Annotated in this window: 14 protein-coding genes; 8 read left to right on the plus strand and 6 right to left on the minus strand. The window is 66.2% G+C overall.

What is annotated here, in order from left to right; all coding sequences use genetic code 11:
* Positions 1-39: 39 nt before the first annotated feature.
* The 4 genes from ACI766_RS17695 to ACI766_RS17710 form a co-directional block, all read right to left on the minus strand.
* Positions 40-1707 carry an AMP-binding protein gene (locus tag ACI766_RS17695; protein WP_016253588.1) on the minus strand — a complete coding sequence of 556 codons (1668 nt, stop codon included), beginning with the start codon at positions 1705-1707 and terminating at the stop codon, positions 40-42.
* A gap of 126 nt (positions 1708-1833) precedes the next feature.
* The gene (gene sixA, locus ACI766_RS17700) at positions 1834-2298 is read right to left on the minus strand and encodes a phosphohistidine phosphatase SixA (RefSeq protein WP_003117751.1); all 465 of its coding nucleotides are present in this window, start codon (positions 2296-2298) and stop codon (positions 1834-1836) included.
* Entirely contained in the window at positions 2295-2636 is a 342-nt protein-coding gene (locus ACI766_RS17705) for a DUF4389 domain-containing protein (protein ID WP_016253589.1), read from the minus strand. The genes sixA and ACI766_RS17705 overlap by 4 nt, the downstream gene beginning before the upstream one ends.
* Positions 2637-2649: 13 nt before the next feature.
* Positions 2650-3672, minus strand: a complete 1023-nt coding sequence (locus ACI766_RS17710) for an NAD(P)H-dependent glycerol-3-phosphate dehydrogenase (RefSeq protein ID WP_003097883.1) — start codon at positions 3670-3672, stop codon at positions 2650-2652.
* A gap of 150 nt (positions 3673-3822) precedes the next feature.
* Here ACI766_RS17710 and ACI766_RS17715 point away from each other — a divergent pair, with 150 nt between their 5' ends.
* The 7 genes from ACI766_RS17715 (at position 3823) to ACI766_RS17745 (ending at position 13072) form a co-directional block, all read left to right on the plus strand.
* Positions 3823-5931 (plus strand): TonB-dependent receptor plug domain-containing protein, encoded by a 2109-nt coding sequence (locus ACI766_RS17715; protein WP_050158085.1) that lies wholly within the window; start codon positions 3823-3825, stop codon positions 5929-5931.
* A gap of 171 nt (positions 5932-6102) precedes the next feature.
* Positions 6103-6861 carry an ABC transporter substrate-binding protein gene (locus ACI766_RS17720; RefSeq protein ID WP_003120435.1) on the plus strand — a complete coding sequence of 253 codons (759 nt, stop codon included), beginning with the start codon at positions 6103-6105 and terminating at the stop codon, positions 6859-6861.
* On the plus strand, positions 6858-8813 hold the full coding sequence (locus tag ACI766_RS17725; RefSeq protein WP_087823698.1) for an ATP-binding protein: 1956 nt from the start codon (positions 6858-6860) through the stop codon (positions 8811-8813). The genes ACI766_RS17720 and ACI766_RS17725 overlap by 4 nt, the downstream gene beginning before the upstream one ends.
* A 188-nt stretch (positions 8814-9001) precedes the next feature.
* Positions 9002-9517 (plus strand): 3-hydroxyacyl-[acyl-carrier-protein] dehydratase FabA, encoded by a 516-nt coding sequence (fabA, locus tag ACI766_RS17730; RefSeq protein WP_003087475.1) that lies wholly within the window; start codon positions 9002-9004, stop codon positions 9515-9517.
* An 11-nt stretch (positions 9518-9528) separates the two neighbouring features.
* Positions 9529-10746, plus strand: coding sequence for a beta-ketoacyl-ACP synthase I (fabB, locus tag ACI766_RS17735; protein ID WP_003097892.1), 1218 nt, complete (start codon positions 9529-9531; stop codon positions 10744-10746).
* A gap of 154 nt (positions 10747-10900) precedes the next feature.
* Positions 10901-12526: a methyl-accepting chemotaxis protein gene (locus tag ACI766_RS17740; RefSeq protein ID WP_003097894.1), complete on the plus strand. Its 1626-nt coding sequence runs from the start codon at positions 10901-10903 to the stop codon at positions 12524-12526.
* A 105-nt stretch (positions 12527-12631) separates the two neighbouring features.
* Positions 12632-13072 (plus strand): winged helix-turn-helix transcriptional regulator, encoded by a 441-nt coding sequence (locus ACI766_RS17745; protein ID WP_003087468.1) that lies wholly within the window; start codon positions 12632-12634, stop codon positions 13070-13072.
* Positions 13073-13212: 140 nt separating this feature from the next.
* Here the strand turns inward: ACI766_RS17745 and ACI766_RS17750 are convergent, their stop codons facing one another.
* Together ACI766_RS17750 and ACI766_RS17755 are read right to left on the minus strand one after the other, a co-directional pair.
* A complete protein-coding gene (locus ACI766_RS17750) occupies positions 13213-13689 on the minus strand; it encodes a DUF3859 domain-containing protein (RefSeq protein WP_003087466.1) in 477 nt (158 codons plus the stop codon).
* Between the two features lie 68 nt (positions 13690-13757).
* A complete protein-coding gene (locus tag ACI766_RS17755; protein ID WP_003097898.1) occupies positions 13758-14792 on the minus strand; it encodes an amidohydrolase family protein in 1035 nt (344 codons plus the stop codon).
* Between ACI766_RS17755 and ACI766_RS17760 the strand changes: the two genes are divergently transcribed.
* Positions 14791-15696: a substrate-binding periplasmic protein gene (locus ACI766_RS17760; protein WP_003097899.1), complete on the plus strand. Its 906-nt coding sequence runs from the start codon at positions 14791-14793 to the stop codon at positions 15694-15696. The two genes, ACI766_RS17755 and ACI766_RS17760, sit on opposite strands and share 2 nt — an antisense overlap.
* Positions 15697-15723 lie beyond the last annotated feature (27 nt).

The raw sequence follows: 15723 nt of genomic DNA on the forward strand, positions 1-15723 counted from the left end.
GCAAGGGGGAAGCCCGGAAGGGCTTCCCGTCGGTGGGAGTCATTCGTGCCAGAGCACGGCCTCGCGGCGTTCCACCCATTCGTGGAAGCGCGAGCCATAGGCACCTTCCACCATATTGCGCTTGATCTTCAAGGTCGGCGTGAGGAAACCGTTGTCCACCGCCCAGGTTTCCTGCACCAGGACCAGGCCGACCAGGCGCTCGTGCTTGTCGAGCGCACCGTTGACCTGTTCCAGGTGCGCCCGCAGGCTGCTTTCCAGCGCCCCGCGGGTACCGTTGAGGGCCTCCCGGCGACCGACCTCGGAGAGCACGCAGAGCCCCAGCGGCGCGCTGAGGCCCTCGCCGACCACGCAGACCTGCTCGATGCGATCGTGCACCGCCAGGCGATTCTCGATCGGCGCCGGCGCCACGTACTTGCCCTTGCTGGTCTTGAAGATTTCCTTCATCCGCCCGGTCAGGCGCAGGTTGCCGTCGGCGTCCTGCTCGCCCTTGTCGCCGGTGCGCAGGAAACCGTCGGAGGTGAGCACCTCGGCGGTCTTCTCCGGCTCCTTGTAGTAGCCGACCATGGTTGCGCCGCTACGCACCTGCACCTCGCCCTCGTCGCTGATGCGTACCTCGACGCCGGGGCTGTTCTGGCCGATCCAGCCGGTCTTCTGCCGGCCGGGCCGGCAGACGTGGGAGTAGCCGCTGTTCTCGGTCATCCCGTAGACCTCGAGCACATCCAGGCCCAGGCGGCGATACCAGAGCAGCAGCGCCTCGGGTACCGGCGCCGCGCCGCAGAGCGCGTAGCGCACCGCGTCCAGGCCTAGCCCGGCGAGCACCTTGCGACCGACGATGCGGCCGAGGATCGGCAGCTTCAGCAGGCGGTCGAGCTTCTGCGCCGGCATCTTCGAATACACCCCCATCTGGAACTTGGTCCAGATGCGCGGCACGCCGAACAGCAGGGTCGGCCGCGCACGCTTCATGTCCTCGACGAAGGTGTCCAGGCTTTCGGCGAAGAACACCGTGGTTCCCCCGTAGAGCGACCCCATCTCGACGAACATCCGCTCCGCCACGTGGCACAGCGGCAGGTAGGAGAGCATCCGGTCGTCTTCGCGGGTGCCGAACAGTTCCACGCCGCGGCTGGCGGCGAAGGCGAAACTGCTGAAGTTGTGCATCACCCCCTTGGGCACGCCGGTGGTTCCGGAGGTGTAGATCAGGGTGGCGAGTTGCTCGGCAGCGGTCGGCGTGTCGCCTTCGAGCGGCGCGCAGGCCTGCAGGTCGCTCCACTGGCGGTCGAAACGCCCTTCCGGGTGCAACGGCATGGCCACGGTCGGTATGCCCTCGGGGACTCCGGGCGCCATCGCCGGCCAGTCGTCGAGCTTGCCGACGAAGACCACCGCCGACTCGGAATGCTCCAGCACCTGGCGCGCCGACTCGGCGGTGAGATTGGGATAGAGGGGGACGGAAACGTGCCCGGCCATCCAGATCGCCAGGTCAATGACGATCCAGTGCGCACAGTTCTTCGAGATGATCGCGATACGGCTGCCGGCGGGGAGATCCAGGCTGCGCAACCAGGCGGCTGCACGCCGCGCCTGGTCGCCCACCTCGCCCCAGCTCAGCTCCTCGACCCGGCCGCCACCGATGGGCTGCACCAGGTAACGCCGTTGCGGATGACGCTTTTCGCGCTCGAAGAAGACTTCGAGCGGCAGACGATTTGCAGTGACCACGTACCGCCTCCGTTGTTGTTGTTCTGGGAGATCGACCAAGCACTTGCTTGGTCGAATATTCCATCACAGCCAACCGCAGGCAAGCCGGGAAATGTTTCGGTTTGTAGTCGTTGTGCCAGGCGCTTCCTAGCCGTGCCGCGGGTGATGCAGCGAGACCAGGGTCATCAGCCCGGCGGCGGCGAAGTCGCCTTCCAGCTCGGCCAGCGAGGCAGTGCTCATCGGCAACGGATCGCGCCGGTTGCCATGCACCAGCAGACCGCCCAGCGCCCCGACCAGGGGCTGGTGGCTGACCAGCAGGAGATTGCGCTCGCTGCGCTCGTCGAGGAAACCGAGCACCTCGCGCGGATCGTCGTCGGGGGTCAACCAGGGCGCGGTGCCGACCGGCTCGACCAGGCCCAGTGCCTCGCGCACCAGCTCGGCGGTCTGCTGGGCGCGCACGTAGGGGCTGGCGAGAATCCCGTCCAGCGGCAACCCGGCCAGCCGCGCGGCGCTCTGCAGCACCTCCTTGCGTCCATGGGCGGTCAGGCGCCGCTCGGAATCCCGGCTGGCGTGCGGTTCGGCCTCGCCGTGGCGCAACAGCCAGAGTTTCACAACTTCGGCTCTTCGTCGCGCGCCGGGTGCGCGGCGGGCGGCACGCTGTGGGCGGCCTCGCCCTCGGCGGCGCGGGCGCTCGGCCAGTCGGCGAACGGCCAGGGTTTCTCGTCGCTGTGGAAGGTACCGAAACGGCCGATCTGCGCCAGGTACTGGCTGAGGCTGTCGCCGAAAGCCATCAGGCTGCCGTTCGGCGCGCCGTAGATCAGTCGGTAGACCAGTTGGATCACCACCACCGCCCCGAGGAGCAATTCGGCGACCTGCCAGACCAGGACGAACAGCAGCATCCAGAGGATGCGGATGGAGATCGATTCGCGTGCTTGCGGGTCTGCGGACATAGCGGTCTCCTCGTCAGAAGCCGGTGGTGGGAATGAAATCGACGTCGGTCTTCGGCTCGCCGCGCATCAGCAGCTGGATGACCTGCGCCAGGGTGCGGCCTTCGAAGAGGATCGCATGGAGACCGGCGACCAGCGGCATGTACACCTGCATCTCGTCGGACTTTTCCTTGAGTACCTTGAGAGTGTTCACACCCTCCGCGGTCTCGCCCATGCGCGATACCGCCTCCTCCAGGCTGAGCCCCTCGCCAAGGGCGTGGCCGACCTGGTAGTTGCGGCTCTTCGGCGAGGAACAGGTGACGATCAGGTCGCCGACGCCGGCGAGGCCGAGAAAGGTCATCGGGTTGGCACCGAGCTTGACGGCGAACCGGGTCATTTCCGCCAGCGCGCGGGTAATCAGCATGCTACGGGTGTTCTCGCCCATGTCCATCGCCGCGGCCAGGCCGGCCATGATCGCGTAGACGTTCTTCAGCGCACCGCCGAGTTCCACTCCGAAGCGGTCGCGGCTGGCGTAGACGCGGAAGGTGCGGCCGTGCAGGGCCGCCTGGACGCGGGCGCACAGCTCGTCGTCCTCGCTGGCGACCACCGTGGCGGTCAGCTCGTGCTCTGCGATCTCGCGCGCCAGGTTCGGGCCGGAAATCACCCCGATGCGGGCTTGCGGGGCGATTTCCTCGAGGATCTCACTCATCAGCTTGAAGGTGTGCGCCTCGATGCCCTTGGTCAGGCTCACCAGCAGCTTGTCCGTCAATGCCGCCTGGTGTGGTTGCAGCACCTTGCGCAGGGCGCTGGAGGGCAAGGCGACGAAGATCAGTTGGCAATCGGCCAGGGTGCGCTCCAGGTCGGTGACCGGCTCGACCCCGGGATGCACCTTGACCCCTTTCAGGTAGCGCGGGTTCTCGCGTCGGCTGCGGATCGCCTCGGCCTGCTCCGGGTCGCGCATCCACTGGCGGACCGCCTGGCCGTTCTCGGCCAGCAGGTTGGCGATGGCGGTGCCGAAACTGCCGCCACCGAGCACGGCAATCGGTTGCTGCTCTGTCATGATTCATCCATTTCTGGCCGCCACGCGGCAATCACGCCATTATACGGTCGGCCAGCCGGCCGACCAGTCTTGACGCCGGCGCTGGCAAAAGCCCGCGCCTCGTTTACCATGCCCGGGCCAGACAATACCTATCGAGAACAAGGTCGTTCCGTGCCCATCGCTTCACATGCTCCCGCCTCCCTGACCCTGCTGGCCCTGCTGTTCGGCGGCAAGCTCGCGGCCGCCGACCTGTTCAACGATCCCAGCGGCGTTCCCGAAGTATTGACCGCGACACGCCTGAAACAATCCCCGGCGGAAGTTCCCGGCAGCATCAGCGTGCTCGACCGCGAGCTGATCGTCGCCAGCGGCGCCCGCGACATTCCCGAACTGATGCGCCTGGTCCCGGGCATGATGGTCGGCTACCTGTCCGGCAACCAGCCCACGGTCAACTACCACGGCACCAGCATGTCGGGGGCGCGGCGCCTGCAGGTGCTGATCGACGGCCGCTCGGTGTACCGCCCGGGCCTTGCCAGCGTCGACTGGAGCGACCTGCCGCTGGCCCTCGAGGATGTCGAGCGGATCGAAGTGTTCCGTGGGCCGAATACCGTCAGCTACGGCGCCAACGCATTGATGGGGGTGATCAACATCATCACCCGCGCCCCCGGCGAGTCGCCCGGCACGCGCCTGAAGTACACGGCGGGCCAGCGCGGCATCCGCGACTGGTACGCCAGCCAGAGCATCGCCCTGGAAGACAGCGACTTCCGCCTGTCGCTGTCCGGCCAGGAAGACGACGGCTTCGACCGCGACCACGACGGTCACGCCCTGCGCGACGGCCGCCGGCTCAGCCGCTTCAACCTCAACGCCAGCCACAGCCTGGCGCCGAACCAGAGCCTGGAGTGGCAACTGGCGGCCAAGGAAGGCTCGAACCAGCACCCCTACGCCTACCGCTCGCCGTTTCCCCAGGTTCCCGACGACATCGACAACTCCGATACGCTCGCCCACGACTATGCCGGTTCGCTGCGCTGGAATGTCGACCTCGACCCGCGCCACAGCTTCTATATACAAGGCTACGCACAGCACTGGGAGCGCCGGCAGGAATGGAACGCCTGCGAGGCGGCCATTGCCTTCAGCCCGCAACTGGCGCAGCTCTGGGAACTGAACCCGGACTACCTGCGCAGGTTCGCCGACGATCCGACCCGGCTGCCGCCCGGCAGCGCCCAGGAGTTGCAACTGGCGACCCAGGTCCTCGACCAGCTACGCAACGGCGGACTGCGCCCGGTCTGCGGACGGGTCGACCGCAACATCCGGGAAAGCCGCTACGACCTGGAGATGCAGGACACCCTCAGCCTGGGCGACAACCTGCGCCTGCTGAACGGCCTGAGCTACCGCTACGACCAGGCAAACTCCGAGACCTTCTACGGCGGCAGGGTCAGCAGCCAGATCTGGCGGCTGTTCAGCCAGTTGGAGTGGCATGCCGGCGAACACTGGCTGCTGCAGGGCGGGGGGATGCTCGAAGACGTCGAGGGCTCCGGCAGTTCGTTCAGCCCGCGGCTGGCGGTGAACTACCTGTTCAACCCCCAGCACAGCCTGCGCGCGGTCTATTCGGAGGCAGTGCGGTCACCGGGCATGTACGAAAACGACGTCGACTGGCGCTACCGGGTCCGCCACCTGACACCGGCGCCCTATGGGCAGAGCGAAGCCTACTACTTCGCCAGCGCCCACGGCCCCGGCGACCTGGGCAAGGAACACACCCGTTCGCGCGAGATCGGCTACAACGGTTTTTTCCGCGAGACCGGGCTGGCCGTGGATGTACGCCTGTTCCACGAGGAAATCACCGGACTGATCAGCGATCCGCTCAGCGTCGTCGACTTCAGTCCCGACAACGGCGATCGCATCCGCTTCTCCGGCGCGGAAGGCCAGCTCGACTGGCGCCTGGGCCTACGCGACCGCCTGCGCGCCACCTACGCCTATCTCGACTACGACGCCACCAGTCGCTACGACCGGCGCCTGACCGCCCGCCACGGCGGCTCGGCCGGCTGGATGCACGACTGGGGCCAAGGCTGGTCCAGCGCCCTCTTCTATTATGGCGACGACTCGCTCAATGGACATCGTTTCGAACGCGTCGACCTGCGCCTGGCCAAGCGCATTCCCCTGGGCAAGGCCGCCCTGGAACTGGCCGGCGTGCTCCAGCAGCGTCTCGACGACGAACCGCTGACGTTTCCCGACAACCGCTACGACAGCCGCCACCTGCTCTACTTCAGCGCCGAGGTGACGTTCTAGATGCGTCGCTTGCGCCCCGCCCGCCGGGCTTTCCAGGCGCTGCTCGCGCTCGTCTTCTGCTGTCTCCCGCATGTCGGCGAGGCCGCGCAACTGGTCCTGGTCAGCGCCAACCAGGGGGCCGCGGTGAACGCCTTTCGCGATGCCCTGGCGCAGCGACGGCCGCAGGACCAGGTGGAACTGCGCACGCCCGCGGCCCTGGCGGAGGGGATGGTCTTCGCCGACGACACCCGCCTGCTCCTGCTCGGCCCCGAGGCTCTGGCCTGGCGCCTGCGCCAGCACCGGGCGCCGCCGACCCTGGCGCTGCTGCTCAACCGGGTCGATGGCCAGCGCCTGCTGCCAGGCGCCAACGGACATGGCGGACACGGCGTCGGAGGTCTCTGCGTACTCTGGAGCGACCCGCCGGCGTCCCGCCAGCTCCGCCTGGCGCGCCTGATCCTGCCGGGCATCCAGCGCATCGGCGTGCTCTACGGCAAGGACAGCGAATTCCTCCTCGACGAGCTTCGCCGCGAGGCCCGCAGCCAGGGGCTCCAGCTGTTCGTCGCCAGCAGCAGCGGCAACGACGACCCGCGCCCGCTGCAGTTCCTGCTCGGCAATAGTGACCTGCTGCTCGGCATCGACGACAAACAGCTGTACAACTCGCAGAGTATCAAGAGCCTGCTGCTCGGCAGCTACGCCAAGAACCGCGCGCTGCTCGGCCCCACCGCAGCCTTCGTCAAGGCCGGCAGCCTGGCGAGCAGCTACAGCGACCAGGAGGATTGGCTGGACACCCTCGACGAATTGCTCGGCCAGGCGCCCAGGCACTGGCCCCTCAGCCTCTATCCAGGGCATTTCAAGGTGCTCGGCAATCGGCAGGTAGCCCGTTCCCTGGGTATCGACCTGGCCAGCGACGCCGACCTCGGCCGGCGCCTCGCCGAAGGAGAAGAACCATGAGCCAGCGCCACGGCTGGGACATCCGTACCCGCATGCTGGCGATCAGCCTGGGCCCGGCGCTGCTGCTGACCCTGTTGCTCACCGCCTACTTCACCTACTCGCGCCTGCAGGACCTGCGCCAGGAACTGACCCATACCGGCCAGTTGATCGCCGACCAGTTGGCGCCGGCCGCCGAATACGGCGTGATCGCCGGCAACACGCCCGTGCTGCAGAAGCTGCTGCAGGCCACCCTCGACACCCCGCATGTGCGCTTCATCGAGGTACGCGACCGCAACGACAATATCCTGGTGTACGTCGAACAGTTGCCCGGCGCGTTGCAGAACGCCGCGCCGATCGACATCTTCCACTCCACCATCCAGCGCCAGCGTATCGCCCTGGCCAGCGACCCGCTGCTGGATGGCGCCAGCGAAGGCGACGGCCAGTCCAGCGAGGACTACCTCGGCCGGGTGGTGGTCGGCATGTCCAACGACGCCTTCAGCCAGCGGCAACAGGAAATCCTCCTGAAGGCCGCCCTGCTGGCCGCCTTCGCCCTGATCCTCACCTTCCTCGTCGCGCGCCGCCTGGCGCAGCGCCTGTCGGCGCCGATCAGCACCATGGGCCAGGCGGTCGAGGCGATCCAGAGCGGCGACTACAAGACCAGCCTGCCGATCCTCGACGACGGCGAGATCGGCGACCTGGCCCGTCACATCAACAATCTCGCCAGCGGGCTGGACCGCGCGAGCCGGGAACAGGAACAGGCGATCAGCCAATTGATCAGCGCCCGCGAGGAAGCGGAGCAGGCGAACCGGGCGAAGTCCGACTTCCTGGCGATGATGAGCCACGAGCTTCGCACCCCGATGAATGGCGTGCTGGGCATGCTGCAACTGCTGGAAACCACCGAGCAGACCCGCGAACAGGCCGAGTACACGGCGCTGGCCACCGAGTCCACCGAACACCTGCTGAAGGTCATCAACGACATTCTCGATTTCTCAAGGATCGAACGCGGCGCGCTTGAACTGGAGTGCATCCCCTTCAACCTGCTGGAACTGGTGCAAGGCTCCGCCCTGGTGTTCCAGCACAGCGCCCAGCAACGCGGACTGGCGCTGGAATTGCAGATCCAGGCCGGCCTGGAGAATATCGAGGTCTGCGGCGATCCGACGCGGATCCGACAGATCCTGGTGAATCTGCTGGGTAATGCGCTGAAGTTCACCGAGGAAGGCGCCATCCATCTCAGCCTGGAGTGGCAGGCTCTCGATCACGGCGTACTGTGGCTGACCTGCGCGGTGCACGACAGCGGCATCGGCATCTCGCCGGAACGCCTGGAACATATGTTCGACGCCTTCCAGCAGGCGGATTCGTCGATTTCCCGACGCTACGGCGGCACCGGGCTCGGCCTGGCGATCGCCAGGACCCTGGCGGAACGGATGGGCGGCACCCTGCAGGCAGAGAGCAAGGAAGGCTCGGGATCGACCTTCACCCTGGAGATTCCGCTGCCCTTCCAGCAGTCGCCGGCGCACCGGCAGCAGGCCGCCGGCGACGCCGCCCCGGTCGCCGCCGGTCAGGAAATCCTCCTGGTCGAGGACAATCCGGTGAACCAGACAGTCATAGAAGCCATGTTGCGCAGCCTCGGCTATCGCGTCACCCTGGTCGCCGACGGTATCCAGGCGGTACGCAGCGCCGAGCGCCAGCGCTACGACGCGATCCTGATGGACTGCCGCCTGCCGGTGCTCGACGGCTACTCGGCGACACGGGAAATCAGGGCCCAGGAGAACGGCCGGCAGGTACCGATCATCGCCCTGACCGCCAACGCCCTGCAGGGCGATCGGGAGAACTGCCTGCAGGCGGGAATGAACGATTACCTGGCCAAGCCATTCAAACGGGCGGAATTGCAACGCATACTGCAACGCTGGATCGGCTCGCAGCCGGAACTCCCCGTGACATCGAACGAAACCGGACGAGGGGAGCCGGAATGATCTACGACAAGGGCGGCAAGCGGGCGCGGGAATAAAGTGAACATCTGTTCGCCGGACACTGTGACTTTCACCGCAACGCAACAGTCTATGACTAGGCTGCCGCTGCGACGCCGATACAATAACCCGGCGCGACGGCCGCTGGACGAACCGCCACAACCCTGCAGTTCAGGGATTTTTGAGGAGCTCGCATGACCAAACAACACGCCTTCACCCGAGAAGACCTGCTGCGCTGCAGTCGCGGCGAGCTGTTCGGCCCGGGTAACGCGCAACTTCCCGCCCCCAACATGCTGATGATCGATCGCATCGTTCACATCAGCGATGTCGGCGGCAAGTATGGCAAGGGCGAGCTGGTCGCCGAGCTGGATATCAACCCGGACCTGTGGTTTTTCGCCTGTCACTTCGAAGGCGATCCGGTCATGCCCGGTTGCCTGGGCCTGGATGCCATGTGGCAGCTGGTCGGTTTCTACCTCGGCTGGCAGGGCAACCCCGGCCGCGGCCGCGCCCTGGGTTCGGGCGAAGTGAAGTTCTTCGGTCAGGTTCTGCCGACAGCGAAGAAGGTCACGTATAACATTCATATCAAGCGCACGATCAATCGTTCGCTGGTCCTGGCCATCGCCGACGGCACCGTCAGCGTCGATGGCCGCGAAATCTACAGTGCCGAAGGCCTCCGCGTCGGCCTGTTCACCTCCACTGACAGCTTCTAAGGGTTATCCGCATGCGTCGCGTCGTTATCACCGGTCTGGGCATCGTTTCCTGCCTCGGCAATGACAAAGACACCGTTTCCGCCAACCTCCGTGCGGGTCGGCCCGGCATTCGCTTCAATCCGTCCTACGCCGAGATGGGCCTGCGCAGCCACGTTTCCGGTTCGGTCGACCTGAACCTCGAAGAGCTGATCGATCGCAAGGTCTTCCGCTTCATGGGCGATGCCGCCGCCTACGCCTACCTGGCGATGGAGCAGGCGATCAAGGACTCCGGCCTGACTCCGGAACAGATTTCCAACCCCCGCACCGGCCTGATCGCCGGCTCCGGCGGCGCTTCCACCCTGAACCAGATGGAAGCCATCGACACCCTGCGCGAGAAAGGCGTCAAGCGCATCGGCCCATACCGCGTGACCCGCACCATGGGCAGCACCGTATCGGCCTGCCTGGCCACACCGTTCCAGATCAAGGGCGTCAACTACTCGATCTCCTCCGCCTGCGCCACCAGCGCGCATTGCATCGGCCAGGCCATGGAACAGATCCAGTTGGGCAAGCAGGACGTGGTCTTCGCCGGTGGCGGCGAAGAGGAACACTGGAGCCAGAGCTGCCTGTTCGACGCCATGGGCGCCCTCTCCACCCAGTACAACGACACGCCGGAAAAGGCCTCCCGCGCCTACGACGCCAAGCGTGACGGCTTCGTCATCGCCGGCGGCGGCGGCATGGTGGTGGTCGAGGAGCTGGAGCATGCGCTCAAGCGCGGCGCCAAGATCTACGCCGAGATCGTCGGCTACGGCGCCACCTCCGACGGCTACGACATGGTCGCCCCGAGCGGCGAAGGCGCGATCCGCTGCATGCAGCAGGCGCTGGCCACCGTCGACGCGCCGATCGACTACCTGAACACCCACGGCACCTCCACCCCGGTCGGCGACGTCGCCGAGATCCGAGGCGTGCGCGAAGTGTTCGGTGACAAGGCGCCGGCCATCAGCTCGACGAAGAGCCTGTCCGGCCACTCGCTGGGCGCCGCCGGCGTGCACGAGGCGATCTATTGCCTGCTGATGATGGAGGGCGGCTTCATCGCCGGCTCCGCCAACATCGACGAACTCGACCCGGAAGTGGCCGACCTGCCGATTCTCCGCGAGACCCGCGAGAACGCCAAGCTCGATACCGTCATGAGCAACAGCTTCGGCTTCGGCGGCACCAACGCCACCCTGGTCCTCAAGCGCTGGCAGGGTTGATTCCCTCCATCGCCGCATGAAGCGCCCTCCGGGGCGCTTTTTTGTACCCAGCGTTTCTTTACCCGGACTGCATGAACGGGCTAAACCTCCCGCCCTGCCTGCCGATAGTACTGGTCAGCCCCGTCCCTCTTCCTGCCCCCTGGAATCCGCCATCATGTCTTTGCGCAGTATGCCCATCGCGACCCGTGCCGCCCTGAGTTTCGCCCTGATCACCGCCCTGCTGGTCATCACCGGCATCTTTTCCCTGAACCGGATGGGTTCGCTCAACGAAGCCTCTTCGGACATCAGCGACAACTGGCTGCCTAGCGTCCGCGAAAGCGCCGAGTTGAACGTTCTGCTCGCCGAACTGCGGCAGGTGCAACTGGCCCATGTGCTGGCGGCGGACGATAGCAGCAAGCGCTTCCTGGAAAGCCGCATGACGGAAATCGGCAAGGAACTGACCGATCGCGAGGGCGCCTACCAACGGCTGATCAGTGGTGCCGACGAGCGCTCGATCTACGAGCGCTACCTGGCTACCCGGCAGACGCTCCTGCAAAGCCAGCAGACCCTGGTGCAGATGTCGCGCAGCAAGCCGCTGGAAGAGACCCGCCAGTACACCGAAAGCACCTTGCTCGACCAGTACCGCGCCACCCAGCAGCAACTGCAGGCGCTGATCGACTTCAACGTCAAGGGCGCCAGCCAGGCCAGCCACACGGCCGATGAGGTCTATGACAGCGCCTTCGCCGCAGTGATCGGCGTACTGCTGGTCGCCGGCCTCGCTACCGTGGTACTGGCCTGGCTGTTCACCCGCAGCATCACCCAACCGATCGGCGAGGCGCTGCGAGTGGCCGAGGTGATCGCTTCCGGCGACCTCACCAGCCGCATCGACACCTCTGGCCGCGACGAACCGGCCAAGCTGCTGGTCGCCCTCCAGGGCATGCAGGCACAACTGCGCCAGACCATCCAGCAGATCGGCAGCTCGGCGACCCAACTGGCCTCCGCCGCGGAGGAACTCAGCGCCGTCACCGAGCAGGGCAACCGCTCGCTGACCCAGCAGAACGACGAAATCCAGATGGCCGCCACCGCGGTCAACGAGATGACCGCCGCCGTCGAGGAAGTGGCGCGCAACGCCAGCTCCACCTCGGACGCCTCGTCCGCCTCCGAGCAATCGGCGCAGAACGGACGCCAGCGGGTACTGGAGACGGTCCAGGCGATCCGCCTGATGAGCGAAGAAGTGGACAATACCTCGGCGCTGGTCGGCGGCCTGGCGGAAAAGGCCCAGGACATTTCCAAGGTCCTCGACGTGATCCGCGGTATCGCCGAACAGACCAATCTCCTGGCGCTCAACGCGGCCATCGAGGCGGCTCGCGCCGGCGAGCAGGGCCGCGGTTTCGCCGTGGTCGCCGACGAGGTTCGCGCCCTCGCCCATCGCACCCAGGAATCCACCCGCGAGATCGAGCAGATGATCGCCAACATCCAGGAAGGCACCGGCGCCGCGGTCGGCGCCATGGACAGCAGCAGCGTACGCGCCCGCAACATGCTGGAGATCGCCGAAGCCGCCGGCCTGGCGCTGAACGAGATCGCGGAGCGGGTCGGCCAGATCAACGAGCGTACCCTGGTGATCGCCAGCGCCTCCGAGCAGCAGGCCCAGGTGGCCCGCGAGGTCGACCGCAACCTGGTGAACATCCGCGACATCTCGCTGCAGACGTCCGCCGGCTCCAACCAGACCGCCGCCGCCAGCCAGGAACTGTCGCAACTGGCCATCGACCTGAACAACATGGTCACCCGCTTCGTCGTCTGACCATGCCGTGCGCCGTCTCACGGCGGCGCACTTCCTCCGGTTGCCCAGCGTGAAGCCCGGGTTTTACCATGAAACCCGATCCTCTCCCCCTCCGGAGCCGCCCAGATGGTCAAGCGCACCAGCCACAAGCAAGCCAGTTGTCCAGTCGCCCGCCCGCTGGACGTGATCGGCGACGGCTGGTCGATGCTCATCGTGCGCGATGCCTTCGAAGGACTGACGCGCTTCGGCGAATTCCAGAAGAGCCTCGGCCTGGCCAAGAACATCCTGGCGGCGCGCCTGCGCAACCTGGTGGAGCACGGCGTGATGGTGGCGGTCCCGGCCGAAAGCGGCAGTCACCAGGAATACCGCCTGACTGACAAGGGACGCGCGCTCTTCCCCCTGCTGGTGGCGATTCGGCAGTGGGGCGAGGACTATTTCTTCGCCCCGGACGAATCCCATGTCCGCCTGGTCGAGCGCGACAGCGGCCAGCCGGTGCCGCGCCTGCAGGTACGCGCCGGCGACGGCAGTCCGCTCGCCGCGGAAGATACCCGGGTCAGCAGGGACTGATCGAAGGACGAACAGGCTACCGTCGGCATCCGTTCGTACGCCGCCCTACCGCACGCAGGCAACCCTTGCCCGGTAGAGCGAATGGCGCCCCCGCGTTATCCACGCCACACAAGAAAACCAGCGCTTTGCATGGCTCGCGCTCAGCGCACGTCGAAGGATTTCTCCGCCAGCAGGCGATCGCCCTGGAACACCATCAACCGCCATTCGCCCTTCACCACTTCGTGCGGCTCGGTGAATTCGTAGGCCATGACATCGGTCGGCGCGCCCGGCACCAGCTTCTGCACCACTTCGAACTTGTCATGCCGCTGACCATCCGGAGTGACCACGCCCGGGGTGAGGTAGAGCAGCGTCAAAGGCGTATCGCCTTCCTGCTTGCCGCTGAGTTGATAACGCATGCCGAACTTGGTGCCGAGCTTGGCCGGGACTTCGGTGGTCTGCTGGATGTTCTGCTCGCTACGGGTCAATACCCGTTCGCCGGGCTGGAAATCCTGGTAGCGGCTTTCGAACACGCCATATTCGATGGGGCCGTCGATACGCACCTCGGCCTGCGCCGCCACGGCGACGCCGGCGCCGAGCAGGAAGACGGAACGACTGATGCAAGAACGGATGAAGGACATGACTCACTCCTGGATGGGACTGGCGCGAGCCTATGACGCCGGCATGACAGACTGATGACGAATCCGGGTTATTCGCCTCGCGGATCGGCGGGCTGGCGCGGCAGCACCGCCAGAAAGTTGTCCCGCGCCACCTGGCGAGCGACCTGCTCGGGCAAGGCGTCGAGGAACGGATCGAAGCTCGCCATCAACTCGGGCAGGCTGTCGAACTGGCCGACCACATCGGAACCGAGCATGAAGCGTTGCGGAAACCGCTCGACCAGTGCCAGCCACTGCGGATCGGGCTTGCCCTGCTCGTCCAGCAGGTACGGGCGCAACACCGACCAGGACAGGTCGATGTAGAGGTTCGGGTAGCGCTGTAGCAGACGCCGAAGGGTCGGCAGGAGGAAGTCCAGTTTCTTCTGGTGGCGATGGATCTCCATGCTGGTCCCGGCATGGGCCCAGATGAACCGCACATGCGGGTGATTGCGCAGGGGCTCCTCGATTTCCGCCAGGTACAGCGGGTTGCGTTCGCGCTTGGAAGTGACGTTGGCGTGCAGCAACACCGGCAGGTCGAATTCGGCGGCCAGGTGATAGACCCGCGCCAGCGCCTCGTTGTTGGCCCTCGGCACGTCGCCGTAGGTCAGCGCGGTGAGGTCGTCGTGACGGGTAAAGATCTCGCCGATGCCCTGCCAGAGTCCCGGGTCCAGCTCCAGCATGCGACGGATGTGCGCGTCGGCGTTCTTGTCGGTCGGGTTGAAACCGGTCAGGAACGGATGCACGCGCCGCCGCTGCTCGGCTGGCAGGGATTTCACCGCCGCCGCCACGATCACGTCGGTGGCGCTGTACCAATAGGCTCCGGCATCGTCACCAGCGTAGTAGCGCGGCCGCTTCGGCTCGTCCTCGTGCCATTTCTTGGCGACCGCGACGCCGCTGAGCATCACATGGTCGACCCGGCCTTTGTCCATCGCCTCCAGCAGCCGCGGCATGCCTTCGCTTTCCTGGAAGAAATCCACATAGTGCACGTGAGCGTCGCTGTAGCGATAATCCCTGGCATGGGTCAAGGATGTCACCAGGGACAGGGCGAACAATGTCGAAAACAGGGCACGCGTACGGGGGCCAGCCATGGCATTCCTCCTGATAGGCCTGAGTGAACATAGACCGCTGCCGCTCGGCCAGGGTTCGCCGCTCCGCTGGCTGGCCCTGCTGTTCGGCCTGCTGGCCTGGCATGCCGGGGCTGGCGAACGGGTGATCTATCCGCGCCATTCCGAAGGGCGCAACCCCGAACCCTACGTCGTCGAGCTGCTGCAACTGGCGCTGGCCAGGAGCGGCGGCGACTACCGCCTGGAGCCCAGCGCGCAGCCCATGCCGCAGTCCCGTGCGCAACTGCGCCTGGAGCAGGACGATCCGGGCCTGCAGGTGATGTGGGCGCAGTCCCGCGACGACCTGGAAGAGACCCTGCTGCCGATCCGCATTCCGATCTATCGCGGCCTGATCGGCTGGCGCATTCCCCTGGTCAGCGCCGCCAACAAGGATATCCTGGCCTCGGCGCGGACCCTCGACGATCTCCGCCGCCTGCGCTTCGGCCAGCGCCAGGACTGGGCCGACACACCGATCCTGCGCGCCAACGGCCTGGAGGTGAAGACCAGCCAGAACTACGAGAGCCTGTTCCGCATGCTCGATGCCGGCCGCTTCGAGGTCTTCCCCCGCGAGGTCGTAGTGATCGACGGAGAACTGGAGGACGCCTCCCGCGCCGGGCTGCACCTGGCGATCGACCAGCACGTGGCCCTGCACTACCCCGCGGCCTTCTATTTCTTCGTTTCGCGTCAACGCCCGGAACTGGCCGAGGCCATTCGCCAGGGCCTGGAGAAGGCGATTGCCGACGGTAGCTTCGAACGGCTGTTCGAGCGACATTTCAAGACGCGGCTGGGCAAGCTTGCCCTTCGGCAGCGGAGAATAATCGAGCTGAAAAACCCCTATCTTCCAGGAAAAACTCCTTTTCAGCGCGAGGCGCTCTGGTACCGGCCGTGAGCTAGAATGAAGCCCTCACGCCACCAC

It is taken from the genome of Pseudomonas sp. DL (assembly GCF_047199225.1).
In the GTDB taxonomy this organism is placed as follows: Bacteria; Pseudomonadota; Gammaproteobacteria; order Pseudomonadales; family Pseudomonadaceae; genus Pseudomonas; species Pseudomonas aeruginosa.

What these genes read in the sequence shown, in the direction of transcription:
- fabA (WP_003087475.1), top strand. Translation starts at nt 9,002, where the DNA reads ATGACCAAACAACACGCCTTCACCCGAGAAGACCTGCTGCGCTGCAGT.
- ACI766_RS17755 (WP_003097898.1), bottom strand. Translation starts at nt 14,792, where the DNA reads ATGGCTGGCCCCCGTACGCGTGCCCTGTTTTCGACATTGTTCGCCCTG.
- ACI766_RS17710 (WP_003097883.1), bottom strand. Translation starts at nt 3,672, where the DNA reads ATGACAGAGCAGCAACCGATTGCCGTGCTCGGTGGCGGCAGTTTCGGC.
- ACI766_RS17750 (WP_003087466.1), bottom strand. Translation starts at nt 13,689, where the DNA reads ATGTCCTTCATCCGTTCTTGCATCAGTCGTTCCGTCTTCCTGCTCGGC.
- ACI766_RS17740 (WP_003097894.1), top strand. Translation starts at nt 10,901, where the DNA reads ATGTCTTTGCGCAGTATGCCCATCGCGACCCGTGCCGCCCTGAGTTTC.
- fabB (WP_003097892.1), top strand. Translation starts at nt 9,529, where the DNA reads ATGCGTCGCGTCGTTATCACCGGTCTGGGCATCGTTTCCTGCCTCGGC.
- ACI766_RS17745 (WP_003087468.1), top strand. Translation starts at nt 12,632, where the DNA reads ATGGTCAAGCGCACCAGCCACAAGCAAGCCAGTTGTCCAGTCGCCCGC.
- ACI766_RS17705 (WP_016253589.1), bottom strand. Translation starts at nt 2,636, where the DNA reads ATGTCCGCAGACCCGCAAGCACGCGAATCGATCTCCATCCGCATCCTC.
- ACI766_RS17725 (WP_087823698.1), top strand. Translation starts at nt 6,858, where the DNA reads ATGAGCCAGCGCCACGGCTGGGACATCCGTACCCGCATGCTGGCGATC.
- ACI766_RS17760 (WP_003097899.1), top strand. Translation starts at nt 14,791, where the DNA reads ATGGCATTCCTCCTGATAGGCCTGAGTGAACATAGACCGCTGCCGCTC.